This window comes from Apibacter sp. B3706 (genome assembly GCF_011082725.1).
In the GTDB taxonomy this organism is placed as follows: Bacteria; Bacteroidota; Bacteroidia; order Flavobacteriales; family Weeksellaceae; genus Apibacter.
The window spans coordinates 302064-319963 of record NZ_CP049715.1 but is presented as its reverse complement, the minus strand read 5'-3'; the positions used below and the strand labels follow the sequence as shown (position 1 = coordinate 319963).

Genomic DNA, 17900 nt, shown 5'->3' with positions numbered 1-17900 from the left:
TTGAAATTCATTAATAACAATCGGTTACAATTAGTCCTTTTCTTTTGTAATCATTACATTTTTTTAGGCTATCTACAAAAACTACCTCATCCAAGACTTTTTCTACCTCCAGTTGCATTTGCAAAGCTCCACAAATCATGATTACTCCTCCCTCTTCCAATAAATTAACAAAAAAATCTCTGTCATTTTGAATTAAATCCATCACATATTTATTTTCTGTATCTGATGAATACGAAAAATTATATTGTTCTAAATATCCTTTATTCATTTGTTCCTTCAAAAAACAAATATATTGATCTACTATTTCACATCGCTGTCTGAATCCGCAATACAAATAAGTTTTAACTTTGGTTAAGTTTTGATCGATCATTCCTAAAAAGGGACCTATTCCTGTTCCATTGGCAATCATAACTACTTTATTTGCTTTTTCGGGAAAATGAAAAGAAGTGTTAGTTAAAATTTTCCCGTATATGGTATCTCCTTTTTTCCGATTTATTAAATATTCTGACGCCAAGCCGCTCGGATAATATTTTATTGATAACTGTATGTTATGATTGACTTTAGCTATGGAATAATATCTTTCCTTTTGATCTTTACAGGGATAAACGGCCAGAATATCGCCTGAAGTAAATTTTTGTTTACCGGGATTTATTTGTACTATAAAAGTTTCTTTAGAATCATTAGGTATGTAAACCTCCTCTATCTTCATTTTTATACGATTTTTGGGTTTACTTGTATAAAATTTGGCATCAGCATATAGTTTGATACCCGTTTTATTATTCCATTCTTTTATCCATGTTGTAAACTCATCTATTGATTGGTCGTTTACTGTGTGTAAATCTACTATCGATTCGCTCCATGCCTCTTTTTTGATTTGTTCGTCTACAGTTTTAGCAAACAAACAGTAATCTTCATAGGACTTTGATCCAAACCCTACTACACTGAACTTAACGTTTTGGTTTTGTGGATTTTCTTTTAGAAGTGTTCCGAATTTACGCGCATTTGAAGGAGCATCTCCCAGTCCATAGGTTGAAGTTAAAATTAGTATATATTCCGCTTTTGGATATATTTGGTACTTATTAAGCTCTGTTAAATAGGATCGATAATTTTGCGAAACCATTTGTTGATGAATTGAATGAGCCAGGTTGAACGTACTTCCATTTTCTGATCCTACCAATAGTATAATTTGGCTATCTTCAGGGAGGTATTTATTTTTAAAATTACGTTTTCCTCTTTTCAAAGTTATGGTAAATCCTGAAACTATAAAAAACAATATATATACACCGGCTATAAAAAGAATGACAGCCCAAACTACATGAGTTCTGCCGGTATGAAGGTCTAAACTTAGAGTTGCTAACTTTTTTGAAATCGGATCATTAACTTGAGAGACAACTTCACCTGTTAAAGGACTGACGGTTAATTCTTTATCTTTTAATTTTAAAATAAAATATTCGTCGGGATCATCGGAAAACGGAAATTCTATTTTACGAACTTCTGAAAGTTTAATTCGTGAAAAAAGAGGGATATCTATATATAATAGTTTCTTTGTTGTAGTTTGATCTTGAACGGAATGATAGATAATTTTTTCACCCTCTTTGGAAAAAAAATGAAACCTTTCTAAACATAGATAACTTCCGGTTAATGAAATTATACCAATAGGTATAAGCAGTAAACGTCCAAACAAAGTATGGTAATATTGAGAAAAAGATGCTTTTTTTATTTTTGAAAAAAAGTTGCTGAATTTTTTCTGTCTTTTTATTATAAGTATGCTTCCTGAAGTTGCTATTAAAAAAAGTAAAAATGAATTGATACCCACAAGTATGCGTCCTGTTTCATGCATAAACAGGGATCTATGTAATGAGGTAACCCACAAGATAAAAGAATTGTTTTTTTGAGGTTTTCCTATGATAGTTCCCGTTTTAGGATTTATATATCCTACTACCTCCTCCCCATTCGTATCGGTACCTTGTAATTTTACAAACGATTTTTCATTAATTTCCAATTCAGAAATTTCTTGAACAGTAGATTGTAATGCTGAAAGAGTCTGCGCAATACTAATACGATTTAGATCATGAATGCAATATGGTGACATATTTTCTTCAATGGTATAAAAAGCAAGTATGGATCCCGTTATGGAAGCCATACTCAAAAATATGAAAGAAACTAATGCTAAAGTTAAGTGAGCATATCTCCAAATGGAAAGCGTCATTGAATTATTGAATCTTACTTAGTCTCACATAATTTATATATCCCGTTCCGGATATTTTACCCGTAAAGGCTTGAGAATTTAAAGGGATTTCCAGATCTTTTACATAATAATTTTGATCTTCAACAGCAGTTTCAAATCGGAGTTTATATCCCTTATAAATTTTAGAATCTTCAATTTCCAACGTGGTTATGCTACGGTCTCCGCCGGTTACGGATGCTCCGGTTTTAGCATCTATAGTTTTCTTTTTTGAATTGTATTTATGCCATTCTTTTAAGGTATTATACCATCTTTTATCTTCTCCCATTATGTATAATGTCTTTTCATATTGACCTTGCGGAGAAATTAATGATACTACTATGTAGGCACCTTCTCCTATATAATTATTCATTTGAAGTAAACATTTATATTTATGAGTCTGTGCATGGCCAATAAAAGGCAATAACATTAGAAGTAAACTGTAAGCTGCTATTTTAATATTCATCTTCATAATAGATTATTTTAAGAAATCAACGGATACTTTATTTTGAGTTAAGATTTTGTTTTCTTTTGCTAAATCATAGGCTGTTTCTCCAAACTCTGTTTTTAGGTCTTTTTTTGCACCTAAAGATAGCAGATATTTCAAAATAGTATCGTCTTTAGCAATCATTGCGGCTCTTTGTAAAGGAGTTATACCCTCGTTATTAGCTGTATTAACGTCTACTTTCAATCCTGAAATTTTTTTAATCAAATTGATATCATTTTTACCGACTGCTAAATGATAGAGGGTATTGCCTTCTTCTTGTTTTGTATTAAAATCAACTCCTTTATCTTTTAGTAATTCTAAATTTGCATCAAAATTTTTATTTCTAGGATGATAAGATTGGATAAGATAATAAACCAAACTGTTTCCTTTTTTATCTTTCTGATTTATATTAGCTCCATTAGCAAGTAACAAAGCAATCATTTCCGGGGTACTTGATTTTACTGCTAACATTAGAGCACTTTCTCCCTTATTGTTAACTTCATTGATATTTTTAACTAAAGGTAAAAATACTTGTGTATTTTTAATATCTTTTCCTGAAGCACTTTTTATAAATGCTGTATTTCCTTCTTTATCTTTTTTTTGTGGATCAACCTTTTTAGAAATAAAATAGTTGATAATTTCTACCTGATCAGGTTTTGTTGCGACTATATGAAGTACGGTTTGTTGATCGTCATTAACGACTAAAGGATTTAATTTTATATCTTCTACCAAATATTTAAAAACATCTAAGGTATTGGCTGTTCTCCGTGTAGCTTCTGCTGCCAGTAAAAGAGCATTGTTGGTGCTTTTTATCCCTCTTGTTTTCAATTTTTTTAATAATTCTATATCGCCTTTTCTGGCCGCATAATCAAATGCTGTGCTTCCTTTATCGTCTGTATCCGATAAAGAAAGACCTTTGGATTGTAAATAATCGGTAAGGTGAAGATCAGAATCATAGGGAATAGCTAAAAGCAAAATGGTTGCCCCGTTTTTATATTTTTGCTTAGGATTTAATCCGGCATCAAAAAACAAGCGATAGATTTCAACATTGGTTTGACCTGCATTTGCTGCAAATACTAAAGGAGTGAGTCCGTGGGAATCTTCTAAATTGATATTGCTCTTTTTATCGATTAAAAATTTTATTAATTCTGTGTTTCCTTTTAAAGCTGCCCAATGTAAATAAATTCTGTTATCATGAGTTAATTTATTTATGTCATTTCCTTTCTGTTTTAACAGGTATTTAATGGTTTCTAAAGGGGCTTCATTTAGTATGGCAACTGTAACAGCGTCAAATTTGTTATCATTAAACTCATTCGGACTATTACCTTTTTTAATTTCTGTTTCAACTGCTTGTAAATCGGGTTTATTTTTCCAAAAGTTATTATCTAACAAGGTATTATTTATTTGAGCATTCATCCAAATGGATGCCATGCAAAGGAGAGTTACGAAACTTCTTTTCATTTTTTTTATATTTTAAATGAGAGCACTATAATAGTAATTTTTTTTCAATAATACTTATATAGACTAAATAAAAACAAAATAGTTTAAAGCAGTTGAATAAATCAACTGCTTTTATTAAAAAATTATCTGAGTAAAATTAATTAATTTTTCAAGAAAGTGACCGCTCTAATATGCTCCTTATCATTGGAAAGTTCAAATCCTTTATTGGCTGTTGCCGTTACCGGATCTATGGCATATATGGCTGAATTTCCGCTAACCGGATTTAATGGTAAATATATTTTACCTTTATATGCTAACGGCCATCCGTTACTTGACACTTGGGTATAGTCCGGAATTCCTTCTACCCATTTAAAAGATTTAGATTCCATTTTAACGACTGCAAAACGTGTTGCTTTGGAACCGTTTCCGGAACTTGTTGTTTCATTGTAAAATTCAAGTAAATAGTAATCTTTAGTAATCGGAAAAACTTTTCTGAATTTATATCCTCCTGAAGCAGTTTCAATATCAAAATAATAATTTGAATCGAATGTTTGAGAACCTTTATTAATTTTTAAAGCACCGGCTTTTTTAGCAGTGGTATTCCCGGATCCGGCACCTGAAAATACGTATACGTTTCCTGATCCATCCGGCCAAATTTGAGAATATACAGCACCTTTCCATTGGCCTCCTGAAAAGCTTAGACGCGAATCGTTAATGACTGATTTAATAGTCATGTTATAATCCATCAAGGCTACATAAACATTATCTGAATTTGTATATTTAAATGCAGCAGCTATTTCGTTATTTCCTCTGTCTGCAATTCCTGTAATGGTTGGTTTTTTGTCATCAATCAAATGCGAACTTAAATCGATAGGTTTATCTATCATGGAAATATTATCTCCATTTCTTTCATACAGGAAGCTGTTGTCTTTATTGGATATGGCATAAATATATTTTCCAAAATTTCCTGTAACTGAAAATCTACCAATAATTATCGGACTTCCTTGCAATTCTTTCATTTTATCATCTGTGTCATATTTAAATGCTCTACATCCTGATTTTCCTTGCCCTAAATCTGATCCGTTGGGATAAATAAATCCAACCAATGTGCTTGCATTGTTTACTACGATCTGTGTAAATGAACTGGTTGTTTTCACTGAATTAGAATTTCCTGAAATACTATCTCTACCGCTGTCTAAATGATTGACAGTCAAAAAATAAGTTCCTGTACCTAATTTTCCACTCCCGGGAGCAGCAGCTATTACAAACTTATCTGCTTTAGTAGGAATGGGTTGTGTGGCTACCGTATTATCATCATCGCTACTACATGATATAGTCATGCATCCGGCCAAAAAGCTTACTAATACTTTTTGGATAAAATTTGTTTTTTTCATACTATATTTTATTTAAGAGTTTATTGAAATTTATTGTTTTTTTAATAGGGATAATCCCGTAATGCCATCTGCTTCAACCACTAATCCTGCTTTAGCTGAAGTAGTTTTAGGATCGATCACGTATACGGTAGGCTGCTCATTGGATGTGGTAACCGGCAGATATATTTTACCGTCATAACTTAATGGCCATCCCGTTGCCGTAATTTGTTCTTTAGATGGGAAACCATCTCTTAGCCAATTAAAATTTTTGGTGTTCATTTTTAGAATTGCATATTGAGAGGCAGGGCTTATAATGCTATAGTCCAATTCGTTATAAAATTCTAACAGAAAATAGTCTTCTGTTATATGAAATACTTTACGAAATCGATAGCCCCCTGATGCTTGTTCAATATTAAAATAGTAATCTTTATCGAAGGCAGTACTTCCTTTTTTTATACATAACGCACCCGCTGGTTTTGTGGTAGCGCTTTCGTATGAACCTGAAAATACATAGGTATTTCCGTTATCATCTTTTCCTATTTGAGAATACATGGCAGATCGCCATCTTCCCGCAGAGTAACTAATTCTATCATCCGAATAAATTCGTTTAACATTTAAATTTGCGTCTAAAGCTAACACATGCACTTTATCGGGATCATTGGGACTAACGGCTGAGGTAAGAAATTCTCCATTTTCGGTATCAACAATTCCGCTAATCGTTGGATTATAACCGTTTCCAACTATATTATCGGTATGTAATGTTTTTTGGGTTATAGACATATTTGTTCCTTCTTGTTCTATAAAACTGAAGATGGCTCCTGTCGTTCCGTCTGCTAAAGCCTGTGACCCTCGTGCAGAAATCATATAATTTCCGAAATTTCCAACGGTATTATAACTGTTTACTTGAAATCCCATATCCTGATCTCCTTTTAATTTTTGAATTTTGCCGTTTGGAGCCAAAATGAAACAATATCCAACGTATGCCCCTCCTTGTCCGTATACCAGCCCTACTAATGATTTATAGTGGTTATTTATAAAATGTGTAAATACTCTTCCTATTTCCACGCCATTTCCCGATAGCGTGGTTCTGCCTATATCCAGATTATCGGAAGTTAACATATAGCTGGAACTGCCCATAGTTGCAGCTATAACAAATTTTTGTGTAGCAGAATCTGTTCCCGGATTTTCTGATAGGTTATCATTGTCATCGCTTCCGCATCCCACTATGAAAACTGATAGTGCTGCTATTAAAAGGAATTTTCTTTTAAATGATCTATTTCTCATATTATTGATTTATTTACTTTTTATGTGATTTTGAAAATGAATATCTTAGCTTGATATAGTAAGCCCTACCGGGCTTTTGTAAACTGTAGTTGTCATAAAGAAATTCATTGGTGATATTTTTAAGTTCCAATGAAACACTCAATGAACTTTTGTATAAAGTGTAATTTATAATTAGATCATGTGATAGTTGTCGGGGTAAAGTGTATTTCGATTTTTTATTTCCCAAACTCTCCCAATTAAGATAAAATTTTTCAATAAAGTTGAATGTGTAACCAATACTTAAATTGTTTCTTCTTTTTACCCGATCGTTAATAAAATATGCTGCATCAATTGCTCCGAAAAAATAAGGAACATTGGGTATTCTGTCATTATAGGTAATATCTTTCCTGTTTCCACTGACGGAAGAATATCGCTCTTTATTCCTTAAATTTTGGTAGGTTACATTTCCTCCTAACGAAAATTTATTTCTGTAATAGAATTTTATTTCAGCATCTATTCCAATATTTTTTACTTTTCCGTGGTTGACATAAGTTGCTGTACCATAATGTTGTTCAATAATTCTTCGGATATAATCTTTAGTATCTCTTATATAACCACTGACATCAAAGTAGATAACATTATTATTTTTAAATTGTTTATTTAAAAGGATTCCTAGATTGTAATTCATGGAATTTTCAGCTTTTAAAACTGAATTTCCCAATTCTAATACTTCATCTCCAAAGAGTTCATTATCTGTGGGCAGACGGTATGCCTTTTCTAATGATCCCTTAAACTGAAAATCTTTCAAAAAATAAGTGACGGCTAAGCCATACCCGTTGGTGTTAAATTTTTCCGTGTTTTCAATATATTTTGTACTATTGGTCAGAGTAGAAATATTTTTAGGACCTTTCACTTTTTGATAGTAATATTTACCAAAAACATTCGCATTCCATATATTTTTATAATTAAAACTATAAGAACCTCCTAAAATATTTTTCAAATTGGTTCTTCTCATAGTATCGCGCACGGAACCGATTTCCACTATAGAAACCCGATCGGATTTCTTTCTTTTGTAGCCGGATAGAACATCATTTACAGCAAAGGAATGCATATCATTCCATCGATACGTTAAATTTGCTGTTGAGGAATAGTTATCATTATAAAATTTTGAAAGAGAATAAATGCCTTCACCTCTAGTTTTTTTGGGTACATAATCTCCTAACCAATTGTATTGTCTGGCTGCCGTGTCCGTATTTTTATTATAATTTCTATTATAATTTGCTGTGATTTTAACATTTAATTTATTGATCAAAAAATTATTTTTTCCGTAAACTAAAGAAGGCATAACAGTTGTACCCATTCGTTTTTTCATTCCGTAAACAATTTCCATTAAATTGGCATTTTGTATATCGGAAAATTCTTGTCCTAATGTAATCCCTATTAGAAATTTATCTGCCCATCGTTTCTTAATAAAGCCTAATTTTAAAATACCTGTTTCATTGTGATATTTTCCATGAAATCTTTTGACCCAAAATTTTTCGGATGAAAAGACATTTGTTTTCAAATCCAATATAGAAGTCTTTACTTTGTAATTATTATCTGAATAATTTTGAAAAGCATTGAGTAGAATCGTAAATCCTGATTTTGAGGTATGCCCCATATTTAAATCGGTTCGGTAGGTATTGAATGAACCGGAAGAATACGATAAATCCATATAGGTTTTAGTACTTTGCGCCGTCACAATGTTGATCACTCCACCAATTGCATCAGTACCAAATTCAATAGGTACCACTCCTTTATATATCTCAATTCGATCCGCTATATTTACCGGAATATTGTTTAATTGAAAAGCAGAACCGAAACCCTGCATAGGAACACCATCCATGAATAATTTAACATGTTTTCCCGTAAAACCATTTAATGAAATTGACAGATCCGAACCTACCCCTCCGGCTTCTCTTATTTTAACTCCGGGTGCTTTTTCAAGCATATGAGCTAAATCTAATGAGCTATTATAAAATGATTTAGCATCTAAAACAGTTACATTATACGGGGTTTCTTTAGTTTTTTGTAAGGCCGATTTTCCGATAATTACAACGTTATCAATATCGGTATAGGTTATAGGTTTAAGTTTAATCGATATATTCTTCTTTTCTCCTTTTTTTAAATAAACAGGAATACGTTGGGTGTCAAATTTAGGATTTGAAAACGTTAACCCATAGTTTCCCTCCGGAAGAATTATCTTATAATATCCTTTTTGATCGGTTTTAGTTATATAATCTATATTATCTACCTGAACAGAACAATTTTCCAACACTTGGTTTTGGTTATTAAAGGTAACTATTCCTTCTACTACTGCCATTTGAGAGTATAAACAGGTTGAAAATGAGCATATAATTAGAATATTGATAATTACTTTCATGGAGCAGTAAGTTTAAGACCACAACAATTTTTTATTTCTTATTTTTGTTTAGACTAAATAAATATTATTTGCGAAAGTATAATTAAATAATCATATAATAATATCATATTTGGTATAAAAAATAATATAAACAGTATTATGAATATTTATTCGGAAATAAATCAAGATCTTTTATTGACTATTGAATTGGAAGACAGATTAAATATTAATTCACCTATAATTACTAAGACAAACCATTTTAAAACACATTTTGCCAGTGGTATTCAAAAAAGTATATATACCGGTGGTTTATGTATTCTTATTCAAAAATTTACTGTAGTGCATAATTGTATTCAAACATTAAATATTGAAAAGGATTACATTCAAGTATCATTATTATTACAAGGAAAAGCAACTATTGAATCTTCTATAAATAAAACCATTTATAATATTAAGCCCGGTATTTTACAAATGACTTATCAAAATAAAAATAATATAAAAATTAAGATAGATCCTTATGAAAAGACATTTTATTCTATTAGTATTTTTATATCTAAACCTTTTATTTTTTCAATCTTAAAAGATGAAAAGTGGTTTTCGGATAGTTTTTTTTGTAAAGATATTCAACGGAATACTCATTCTGATTTCAACGAAATAGTTTTACCGATAGATTTCAATATGCTTACCGTTATAAATGAATTAATTGAAATTAAAGATACGGGAGTATTCGGTCACAGTTATTATCAAATTAAGTTAAAAGAGTTATTTTTAAAAATCTTTATAAAATTATCAATCAACAAGAATGAAATAAAGTCTATAAAAGAGGAAGATTTTAAAAAAATTGAACTAGCTAATGCCTATTTAACTACCCATTACGAAGAACCGCCTACAATTAACCAGCTATCTAAAATCATTCATTTAAATGAACTAAAATTAAAAACGGGATTTAAACAGGCTTATAGTTGTACCATTCATTATTATATTATACAATTACGCATGAAAAAGGCACTTCAAATGTTGAATAACCATTACCCAATAAACGAAATTGCATTGGCAACAGGTTATAAAAGCGCTTCTCATTTTATAACCTCCTTCAAAAAAATGTTTGGAAAAACACCTAAACAATATATACTAAATGAGTCACTTTAGACTTTAAATAAATCGATCGTTTCTTATTTGAAAAGCTTTTTCGTTCTATCCCCATCTTATAAAATCTTTAAATGATTTTTAACCATCAGATATTTTTTTAATGTCTGAACGTATATTTAACTGAGCTTTTCTATTCCTTATTAGATATTTATTTTTTTACACTAAATTTGCCATTTAAAGTTTACATTGATATGTTACAGGTTGCATATATTAAAGATAATAAAGAAAAGGTCTTAGCCGGATTAAAAAAAAGAAATTTCGGCAAATTAGAACTTATCGATGAAATTATTTCACTGGATGAATCCAGAAAAAAGATACAATTTGATTTGGATTCCCAGCTTTCAGAAATGAATAAAATTTCAAAAGATATTGGAATTCTTATGAAAGAAGGTAAAGAAGATGAAGCCGAAAATGCTAAATCACAAACTCTTTCTTTAAAAGAATCCACTAAAAAGTTGCAACAAAATTTATCTGATACAGAGGAAAAGTTAAAATTAGCTTTATATGAGGTACCCAATATTCCAAACGATTTAGTTCCTGTAGGAACAAATGAAGAGGATAATCTTGAGGTTTTTAAGCATACTGCAAATGAAAATATCATAAATGATGCTTTACCTCATTGGGAACTTACTAAAAAATACGATTTAATAGATTTTGAATTAGGAGTAAAAATAACCGGTGCCGGTTTTCCCGTTTATAAAGGAAAAGGAGCTCGATTGCAACGCTCTTTGGTTCAATATTTTTTAGATAAAAATGCTGAAGCCGGTTATATGGAAATTGTTCCGCCATTTGTAGTAAATGAAGCTTCCGGATACGGCACGGGACAACTTCCTGACAAAGAAGGTCAAATGTATTATATTAATGAAGACAAATTATATTTGATTCCTACCTCAGAAGTTCCGGTAACCAATATATACAGGGATGTATTGCTAAACGAAAATCAACTACCAATTAAATTAACTGCTTATTCTCCTTGTTTTAGAAGAGAAGCCGGTTCTTATGGTAAAGATGTTAGAGGGCTTAATAGATTACATCAATTTGAAAAAGTTGAAATTGTTCGAATCGAAAAATCAGAAAATTCTTATGAGGCATTGGATGAAATGGTTGAACATGTAAAATCTTTATTGGAGTCACTACAACTCACTTACCGAATACTACAACTATGTGGCGGGGATTTAGGCTTTACCTCAGCAATTACTTATGATTTTGAAGTTTGGTCGGCTGCTCAAGAAAGATGGTTGGAAGTTAGCTCAGTATCAAATTTTGAAACCTTTCAAGCAAACCGATTAAAATTACGATATAAATCAGAAGGAAAAAATCAGCTTTGCCATACACTTAATGGTTCTTCTCTTGCATTACCTAGAGTTTTAGCTGCTCTACTTGAAAATCACCAATCGGAAGAAGGAATTAAAATTCCGAAGGTATTAGTTCCTTATACCGGTTTCGACTTAATTAATTAAATATTTTTTCCATGACAATTTCTGAAATACAACAAGGACTTATAAATGAATTTAATTTATTTGATTCTTGGGAACAACGGTATGAATATGTTATAGAATTAGGTAAATCACTGCCCAAAATGCCTGAAAAAGATAAAACTAAAGATAAATTAATCAAAGGATGTCAGTCACAGGTTTGGTTAACTACTCGTTCGGAAAATGGTAAATTATTTTTTGAAGCAGATTCTGATGCCATTTTACCGAGAGGAATAGCAGCCATGTTAGTACGCATCTATTCAGGGCAACCCATTGAAGACATTTTAAAATCGGATGAAAATTTTATTGAAGAAATAGGTCTTCAAGAATTTTTAACTCCTACTCGAGCTAATGGGTTATTGGCAATGATTAAACAAATTAAATATTACGCAATTGCTTACTCTGCAAAAAAATAATTAGTAAAAAAAGTGAGTAAGATCAAAGAAAAAATTTTAGTCTTTCGTTTTTCTGCAATGGGAGATGTCGCAATGACTGTACCCGTTATAAGAGAATTTATCGAGCAAAATAAAAATGTTGAGTTGCTGATAGTTACCCGCCATTTTTTTGCTCCCTTTTTTCAATCAATTCCTAATATAACTTTTATAGGGGTAGATATCGAAAACTATAATGGAATTTTTGGTTTAAAAAAACTTGCCGATGAATTAAAGGTTTACGAACCTACTATGGTAGCTGATTTACACAATGTATTAAGAACCAAAATTTTAAAATTATTTTTATCTAAACATGTAAAAAAAATTGCTACCCTTGATAAAAATCGAAAAGAAAAAAAATTATTAACTCGAAGAAAAAATAAAAAACTTTTTCCACTTCGCCCCGTATCCGAATATTACGCCGATGTTTTCAGAAGATTGGGATTTGATTTACAATTATCTCATAAATTATCATCAAACCCCATAAAGAAGAAAAATTCTATAGGCATTGCACCTTTTGCAAATTACAAGGAAAAAATGCTACCTTTAGATAAAATGAAAGATATTTGCATACATCTTGCAAAAGATGATTATCAAATATATTTATTTGGAGGCGGAAAGGAAGAAACTGAAATTCTTGATTCTTGGCAGAAAATGCATCCAAATATTCATTCTTTATCAGGGCAAATTACCTTAAAGGAACAAATGAATTTAATTAGCCAATTGCCTTTAATGATAACTATGGATTCTGCCAATATGCACATATCATCTTTAGTGGGAACCAAAGTTATTTCCATTTGGGGAGCTACTCACCCTTTTGCAGGTTTTTTAGGTTATGGTCAACAATTAAATGATGTGATACAAATAAATGATCTTCCTTGCCGACCTTGCTCGATTTTTGGAAATAAACCTTGTTATAGAAATGATTGGGCATGTACAAGAAATTTGGAATGTTCCAATATCTTAAATAAAATAAAAAGTCAAACTATTTTATAATTAGTATTTTTTTACTGTCTATATACATAAAATTATTTCATAATAACAACAACTCTAATAACTTAGATTAACAACTTATAGTATATCAAAGATTGATAACGTTCGAAAAATTAACATATTAACAATATAAAATACTACAAAAACCTATAGTCAATTTATTTTATATAAAATTATTTCTTAATTTTTATACAAATTTTCTTTTCTTTTTAAACATAAAAGAATTTGATTGTTCAAAAAATTTGTACTTTTGCCGTAATAATTTTAAGTACAATGAAGGAAGTTCAATTTAGACAAGCAATTTGTGAAGCTATGAGCGAAGAAATGAGAAGAGACCCTTCCATTTATCTGATTGGCGAAGAAGTTGCTAATTATAATGGAGCTTATAAAGCTTCCAAAGGAATGGTAGACGAATTCGGTGCCAAAAGAGTCATTGATTCCCCTATTGCAGAAAGTGGTTTTACCGGAATTAGTGTTGGCGCAGCCATGAATGGATGCCGTCCTATTGTAGAATTTATGACATTTAATTTTTCCTTGGTTGCTATCGACCAAATCATAAATAATGCAGCTAAAATTTATCAAATGACCGGTGGTCAATGGAATGTACCAATCGTATTTCGTGGTCCAACCGCTTCAGCCGGACAGTTAGGAGCTACTCACTCTCAAGCGTTTGAAAGTTGGTTTGCGAATTGTCCCGGATTAAAGGTTATCGTACCTTCCAATCCTTATGATGCCAAAGGATTATTGAAATCCGCTATTAGAGATAATGACCCTGTTATTTTCATGGAATCTGAGCAAATGTATGGCGACAAAATGGAGATTCCTGAAGATGAATATCTTATCCCTATAGGTGTTGCAGACATCAAGAAACCAGGATCCGATGTAACTATAGTCTCTTTTGGTAAAATAATGAAAGTTGCTTTACAAGCTGCTGCTGAACTTGAAAAAGAAGGCATAAACGCAGAAGTTATAGATTTAAGAACTGTTAGACCTTTGGATTATGACACCGTTATAAATTCCGTTAAGAAAACCAATCGTTTGGTATTATTAATTGAAGAATGGCCTTTTGCATCTGTTGCAAGTGAAATTGCTTATATGGTACAACAAAAAGCTTTTGATTATTTGGATGCACCTATAAAAAGAATTACAACTGCTGATACTTCAGCCCCTTACTCTTCTTCTTTATTTTCTAAATGGTATCCGAATGTGAACCAAGTAATAACCGCTGTTAAAAATACTTTATATAAAAAGTAATCGTAGTTATTTTCTTTAATAATATAAACTAAAAAATATTTTTCAGGTTTCAATTTTAATTAATAAATTAATTTTGAAACCTGAATTTTAAATTAATATCAGCTTTATTAAAGCTTATGGAACAAAAATGTACTTTTTGCGGAAGAAAAAAATCTGAAGTTCAACTATTAATTGCCGGACTTCACGGACATATATGCAATGATTGTATTGAACAAGCACATAACATTGTTATACAGGAAGAAAATTTTAAAGACGACAGCAATTTTGAATTGCAAGTAAAAAAACCTAAAGAAATAAAAGAATTTTTAGATCAATACGTAATAGGTCAAGAAAACGCAAAAAAAACGTTATCTGTTGCCGTTTACAATCATTATAAAAGGTTAGCACATTCTTTAGAAGTTGACAGGGAGGTTGAAATTGAAAAATCCAACATATTGATGGTTGGTGAAACAGGAACCGGAAAAACTCTAATTGCCAAATCAATTGCTAAACTTTTGGATGTTCCTTTTACTATAGTTGATGCAACTGTTTTAACAGAAGCCGGATATGTGGGTGAAGATGTTGAAAGTATATTAAGTCGATTATTACAAGCTGCTGATTATAACGTTGAAAAGGCTGAACAAGGTATAGTCTTTATAGATGAAATAGATAAAATTAGTCGAAAAAGCGATAATCCAAGTATAACCCGCGACGTTTCCGGGGAAGGAGTGCAACAAGCTTTATTAAAACTTTTAGAAGGAAGTATTATTAATGTTCCTCCTCAAGGCGGCAGAAAACACCCCGATCAAAAATACATTCAAGTAAATACACAAAATATTTTATTTATTGCAGGGGGAGCTTTTTCAGGTATTGATAAAATTATTTCAAACAGACTAAATAAAAACACGATAGGTTTCAGCAAAACGGATGAAAAAACACTTGAAGAAGAACACATTTTATCTCAGGTAAATGCTACCGATTTAAAAACTTTCGGACTTATTCCCGAACTATTAGGAAGATTCCCTGTAATAACTAATTTAGAGCCATTGGATGATGAGGCTATGTTACAAATTCTTACTAAACCTAAAAATGCAATAATCAAACAATATCAGGCACTATTTAAATTAGATGGAATCAATCTTTCCATTACCGATGACGTATTAAAAGAAATTGTAAAAGAAACCAGAATTTTAGGTTTAGGGGCAAGAGGGTTGCGAAGTATCTCTGAAAACCTATTTTCTAAAATTAGTTATGATATTGACAATTATAACGGAAATTTACTTATAGATATGGATAAATTTGTTGCGTTAACGAAACACAAATCAATAAAATAAAAAAAAAAGACTTGCGAATAATATTTTTATTTATATTTGCACTACTAGTATATATTATATTTAATAAATAAATTTAACTAATAAATGCTTAATAAATGAAAATGAAATTTATACCCTTGCTTTTTGTACTGGGTTGTATTGCAAGCAATTCACAAATAACCACCACTAACGGTGCTAAGTTCTTTGTGAGTCCAGGTACGACTTTATTTAGTACTGGAGATATAACCATAGACAATAGTTCTGATGTATTTACTAATAAAGGTAATGTTAAAATATCAGAAGGTACTCTAAAAAATAATGGAGATCCAAATAAGTTTGTTATAACTTATGACGATGAAAAAAACTATGGTCAATTAATAATCGTAAACAATAAAAGTACTGTTGGAGGTGTTACTATTCAAAAACATCTATATGATTATGGTTCCGGTGAGGTTCTTTTCGGTATACCTTTTATCAAATATACCTATGATAATTTCTCAGGTGATTTAACTAATAATCAACTAAAACCAGAGCTTGTTTGTGGGCTATTTTATATTAATAATAATTGTAAAAATAGCTCTAGATGGAATCGTCACCCTTTATTTACATGGAGAGAAGATCGATTTAGATACGATCCATTTCAAAAAGATGAAAATTTTGTTCCCGGAAAATATTATTCTTTTAGAAAAGAATTGTATAATACCGGATCAAATTTTGATGGTGTAATTTCATTTCAAGGAACTCCTTATGTTGCGGGCACTAAACCTACTGACGGAGGTACAGCTTCTGCAGCAGACTTATCTGTACCTATAAGTAGTAGAGTTGCTACAGGCTATAATATTGGAAATAATGCTAAAAATCCTTATGGATTATATTACTGGACTTATTTGGATGACCCGTTTGCTTCTACTATTAAATTTACTAAAACTACTACTGATGAAGTGTTAAATTCAAACCGATACTGGGATAGGATGTTGCGTATGGTAAATCCTTATACTTCCAATATTGACATAACTATATTACTTAAAGATCAAATTCCAAACATAATAGGAGGCGCAAGTGATGGACCAATCACTAATAAAATTGTGGATGGAACTACCCGATATGAAGGAAAAACACAAATGTTTACATTTGATAGTAATGGACAAATAATTGGTGATGATATAAGAATTATCCCTCCAATGACTAATTTTTTCATCAAAGCGAAAAGTGACTACGTAAAAGTTGATTTATATAAAGATAGTAAACCTCAAACATTTGAACAATCCAAATATGAATTCAATAAGGGAAAAGTATGGGGTACACGATCAAAATCTAATTCACAAGATCTATATCAATTAAATCTTGAATTAGTTTCCGGTAAAACTTTCTATGGTAACACATATCTTGCAGCCGGTCCAAATTTGATCACCGGAGAATTAAATGAATTTGAAGCTAAAATCAAATCCAATACAGAAAATGATAATGATGTGTCTACCAATATCTATACCATACCGGAATCTATAAATGGTGGAAAATACCCCGGCTATGAAGATACTGAATTATATATTAATGTAATTAACTCGGATAATTCTTCTAAAGTTGCTGTTCCAGTAGGTGTAACTGTTAATACTCTGGATAAAGGAAAAGAATTTACCTTTAAATCAGAACTTAAGTATAACATGAACCCTATAAAAGAAGAAGGAAAAAATAACTTTGATAATCCTAATGCAAAATTTTATTTTCATGATAAACAATTAAAAGTTATTAAAGAAATTGATTCTAATTTTACCTATTCTGTAACTCTTAATGAATCAACTAACGACAGATTTGAAATTTTCTGGAAAGAGCCTGGAACTTTAGGAAATGAAGACATTACTACTTTAAATAGTTTAACAACTATTTATAAGACCGGAAATGAATATAAAATTCACTTTGATCAAAATTGGAAAAAAGCAGAAGTAACTATATTTAACGTTTTAGGTCAGTTAATTTCCACAGAAACAAATATCGATACCCAAAATGATTATTTGCTACCTATTCATACTACATCGTCATCTTTGTACGTTATAGTAGTGACTAATAAAATTACTGGTGAGAAAGTAACTAAAAAAATAGTTAAATAATAAAGTAAAATTG

13 protein-coding genes are annotated in these 17900 nt (G+C 30.9%); 7 read left to right on the top strand and 6 right to left on the bottom strand.

The genetic code is table 11. The annotated features are described in order from the left end of the window. Window positions 1-10 precede the first annotated feature (10 nt). From G8C41_RS01465 to G8C41_RS01440, 6 genes are all read right to left on the bottom strand, one after another. Entirely contained in the window at window positions 11-2209 is a 2199-nt protein-coding gene (locus G8C41_RS01465) for a PepSY domain-containing protein (RefSeq protein WP_166005895.1), read from the bottom strand. A 4-nt stretch (window positions 2210-2213) separates the two neighbouring features. Beyond that, on the bottom strand, window positions 2214-2696 hold the full coding sequence (locus G8C41_RS01460) for a DUF2271 domain-containing protein (protein ID WP_166005894.1): 483 nt from the start codon (window positions 2694-2696) through the stop codon (window positions 2214-2216). Window positions 2697-2702: 6 nt separating this feature from the next. After that, window positions 2703-4172: an ankyrin repeat domain-containing protein gene (locus tag G8C41_RS01455; protein WP_166005893.1), complete on the bottom strand. Its 1470-nt coding sequence runs from the start codon at window positions 4170-4172 to the stop codon at window positions 2703-2705. Between the two features lie 140 nt (window positions 4173-4312). After that, complete coding sequence (locus G8C41_RS01450) at window positions 4313-5545, bottom strand: DUF4374 domain-containing protein (RefSeq protein WP_166005892.1); 1233 nt, start codon at window positions 5543-5545, stop codon at window positions 4313-4315. Window positions 5546-5575: 30 nt separating this feature from the next. Beyond that, window positions 5576-6808 carry a DUF4374 domain-containing protein gene (locus G8C41_RS01445; RefSeq protein WP_166005891.1) on the bottom strand — a complete coding sequence of 411 codons (1233 nt, stop codon included), beginning with the start codon at window positions 6806-6808 and terminating at the stop codon, window positions 5576-5578. Between the two features lie 13 nt (window positions 6809-6821). Beyond that, a complete protein-coding gene (locus G8C41_RS01440) occupies window positions 6822-9209 on the bottom strand; it encodes a TonB-dependent receptor (RefSeq protein WP_166005890.1) in 2388 nt (795 codons plus the stop codon). Window positions 9210-9347: 138 nt separating this feature from the next. Here G8C41_RS01440 and G8C41_RS01435 point away from each other — a divergent pair, with 138 nt between their 5' ends. The 7 genes from G8C41_RS01435 (at window position 9348) to G8C41_RS01405 (ending at window position 17887) form a co-directional block, all read left to right on the top strand. Further along, window positions 9348-10337, top strand: a complete 990-nt coding sequence (locus G8C41_RS01435) for a helix-turn-helix transcriptional regulator (protein WP_166005889.1) — start codon at window positions 9348-9350, stop codon at window positions 10335-10337. Between the two features lie 191 nt (window positions 10338-10528). Further along, on the top strand, window positions 10529-11797 hold the full coding sequence (gene serS / locus G8C41_RS01430; protein WP_166005888.1) for a serine--tRNA ligase: 1269 nt from the start codon (window positions 10529-10531) through the stop codon (window positions 11795-11797). Between the two features lie 11 nt (window positions 11798-11808). Continuing rightward, window positions 11809-12228 carry a SufE family protein gene (locus G8C41_RS01425; RefSeq protein ID WP_105298100.1) on the top strand — a complete coding sequence of 140 codons (420 nt, stop codon included), beginning with the start codon at window positions 11809-11811 and terminating at the stop codon, window positions 12226-12228. Window positions 12229-12240: 12 nt separating this feature from the next. Then, window positions 12241-13239: a glycosyltransferase family 9 protein gene (locus tag G8C41_RS01420; protein ID WP_317164257.1), complete on the top strand. Its 999-nt coding sequence runs from the start codon at window positions 12241-12243 to the stop codon at window positions 13237-13239. Window positions 13240-13509: 270 nt separating this feature from the next. Further along, window positions 13510-14490, top strand: a complete 981-nt coding sequence (locus G8C41_RS01415) for a pyruvate dehydrogenase complex E1 component subunit beta (RefSeq protein ID WP_160541881.1) — start codon at window positions 13510-13512, stop codon at window positions 14488-14490. Window positions 14491-14606: 116 nt separating this feature from the next. Next, window positions 14607-15803, top strand: a complete 1197-nt coding sequence (gene clpX, locus G8C41_RS01410; protein WP_160567127.1) for an ATP-dependent Clp protease ATP-binding subunit ClpX — start codon at window positions 14607-14609, stop codon at window positions 15801-15803. Between the two features lie 101 nt (window positions 15804-15904). After that, window positions 15905-17887: a T9SS type A sorting domain-containing protein gene (locus tag G8C41_RS01405; protein ID WP_166005887.1), complete on the top strand. Its 1983-nt coding sequence runs from the start codon at window positions 15905-15907 to the stop codon at window positions 17885-17887. The last annotated feature ends 13 nt before the right edge of the window (window positions 17888-17900 follow it).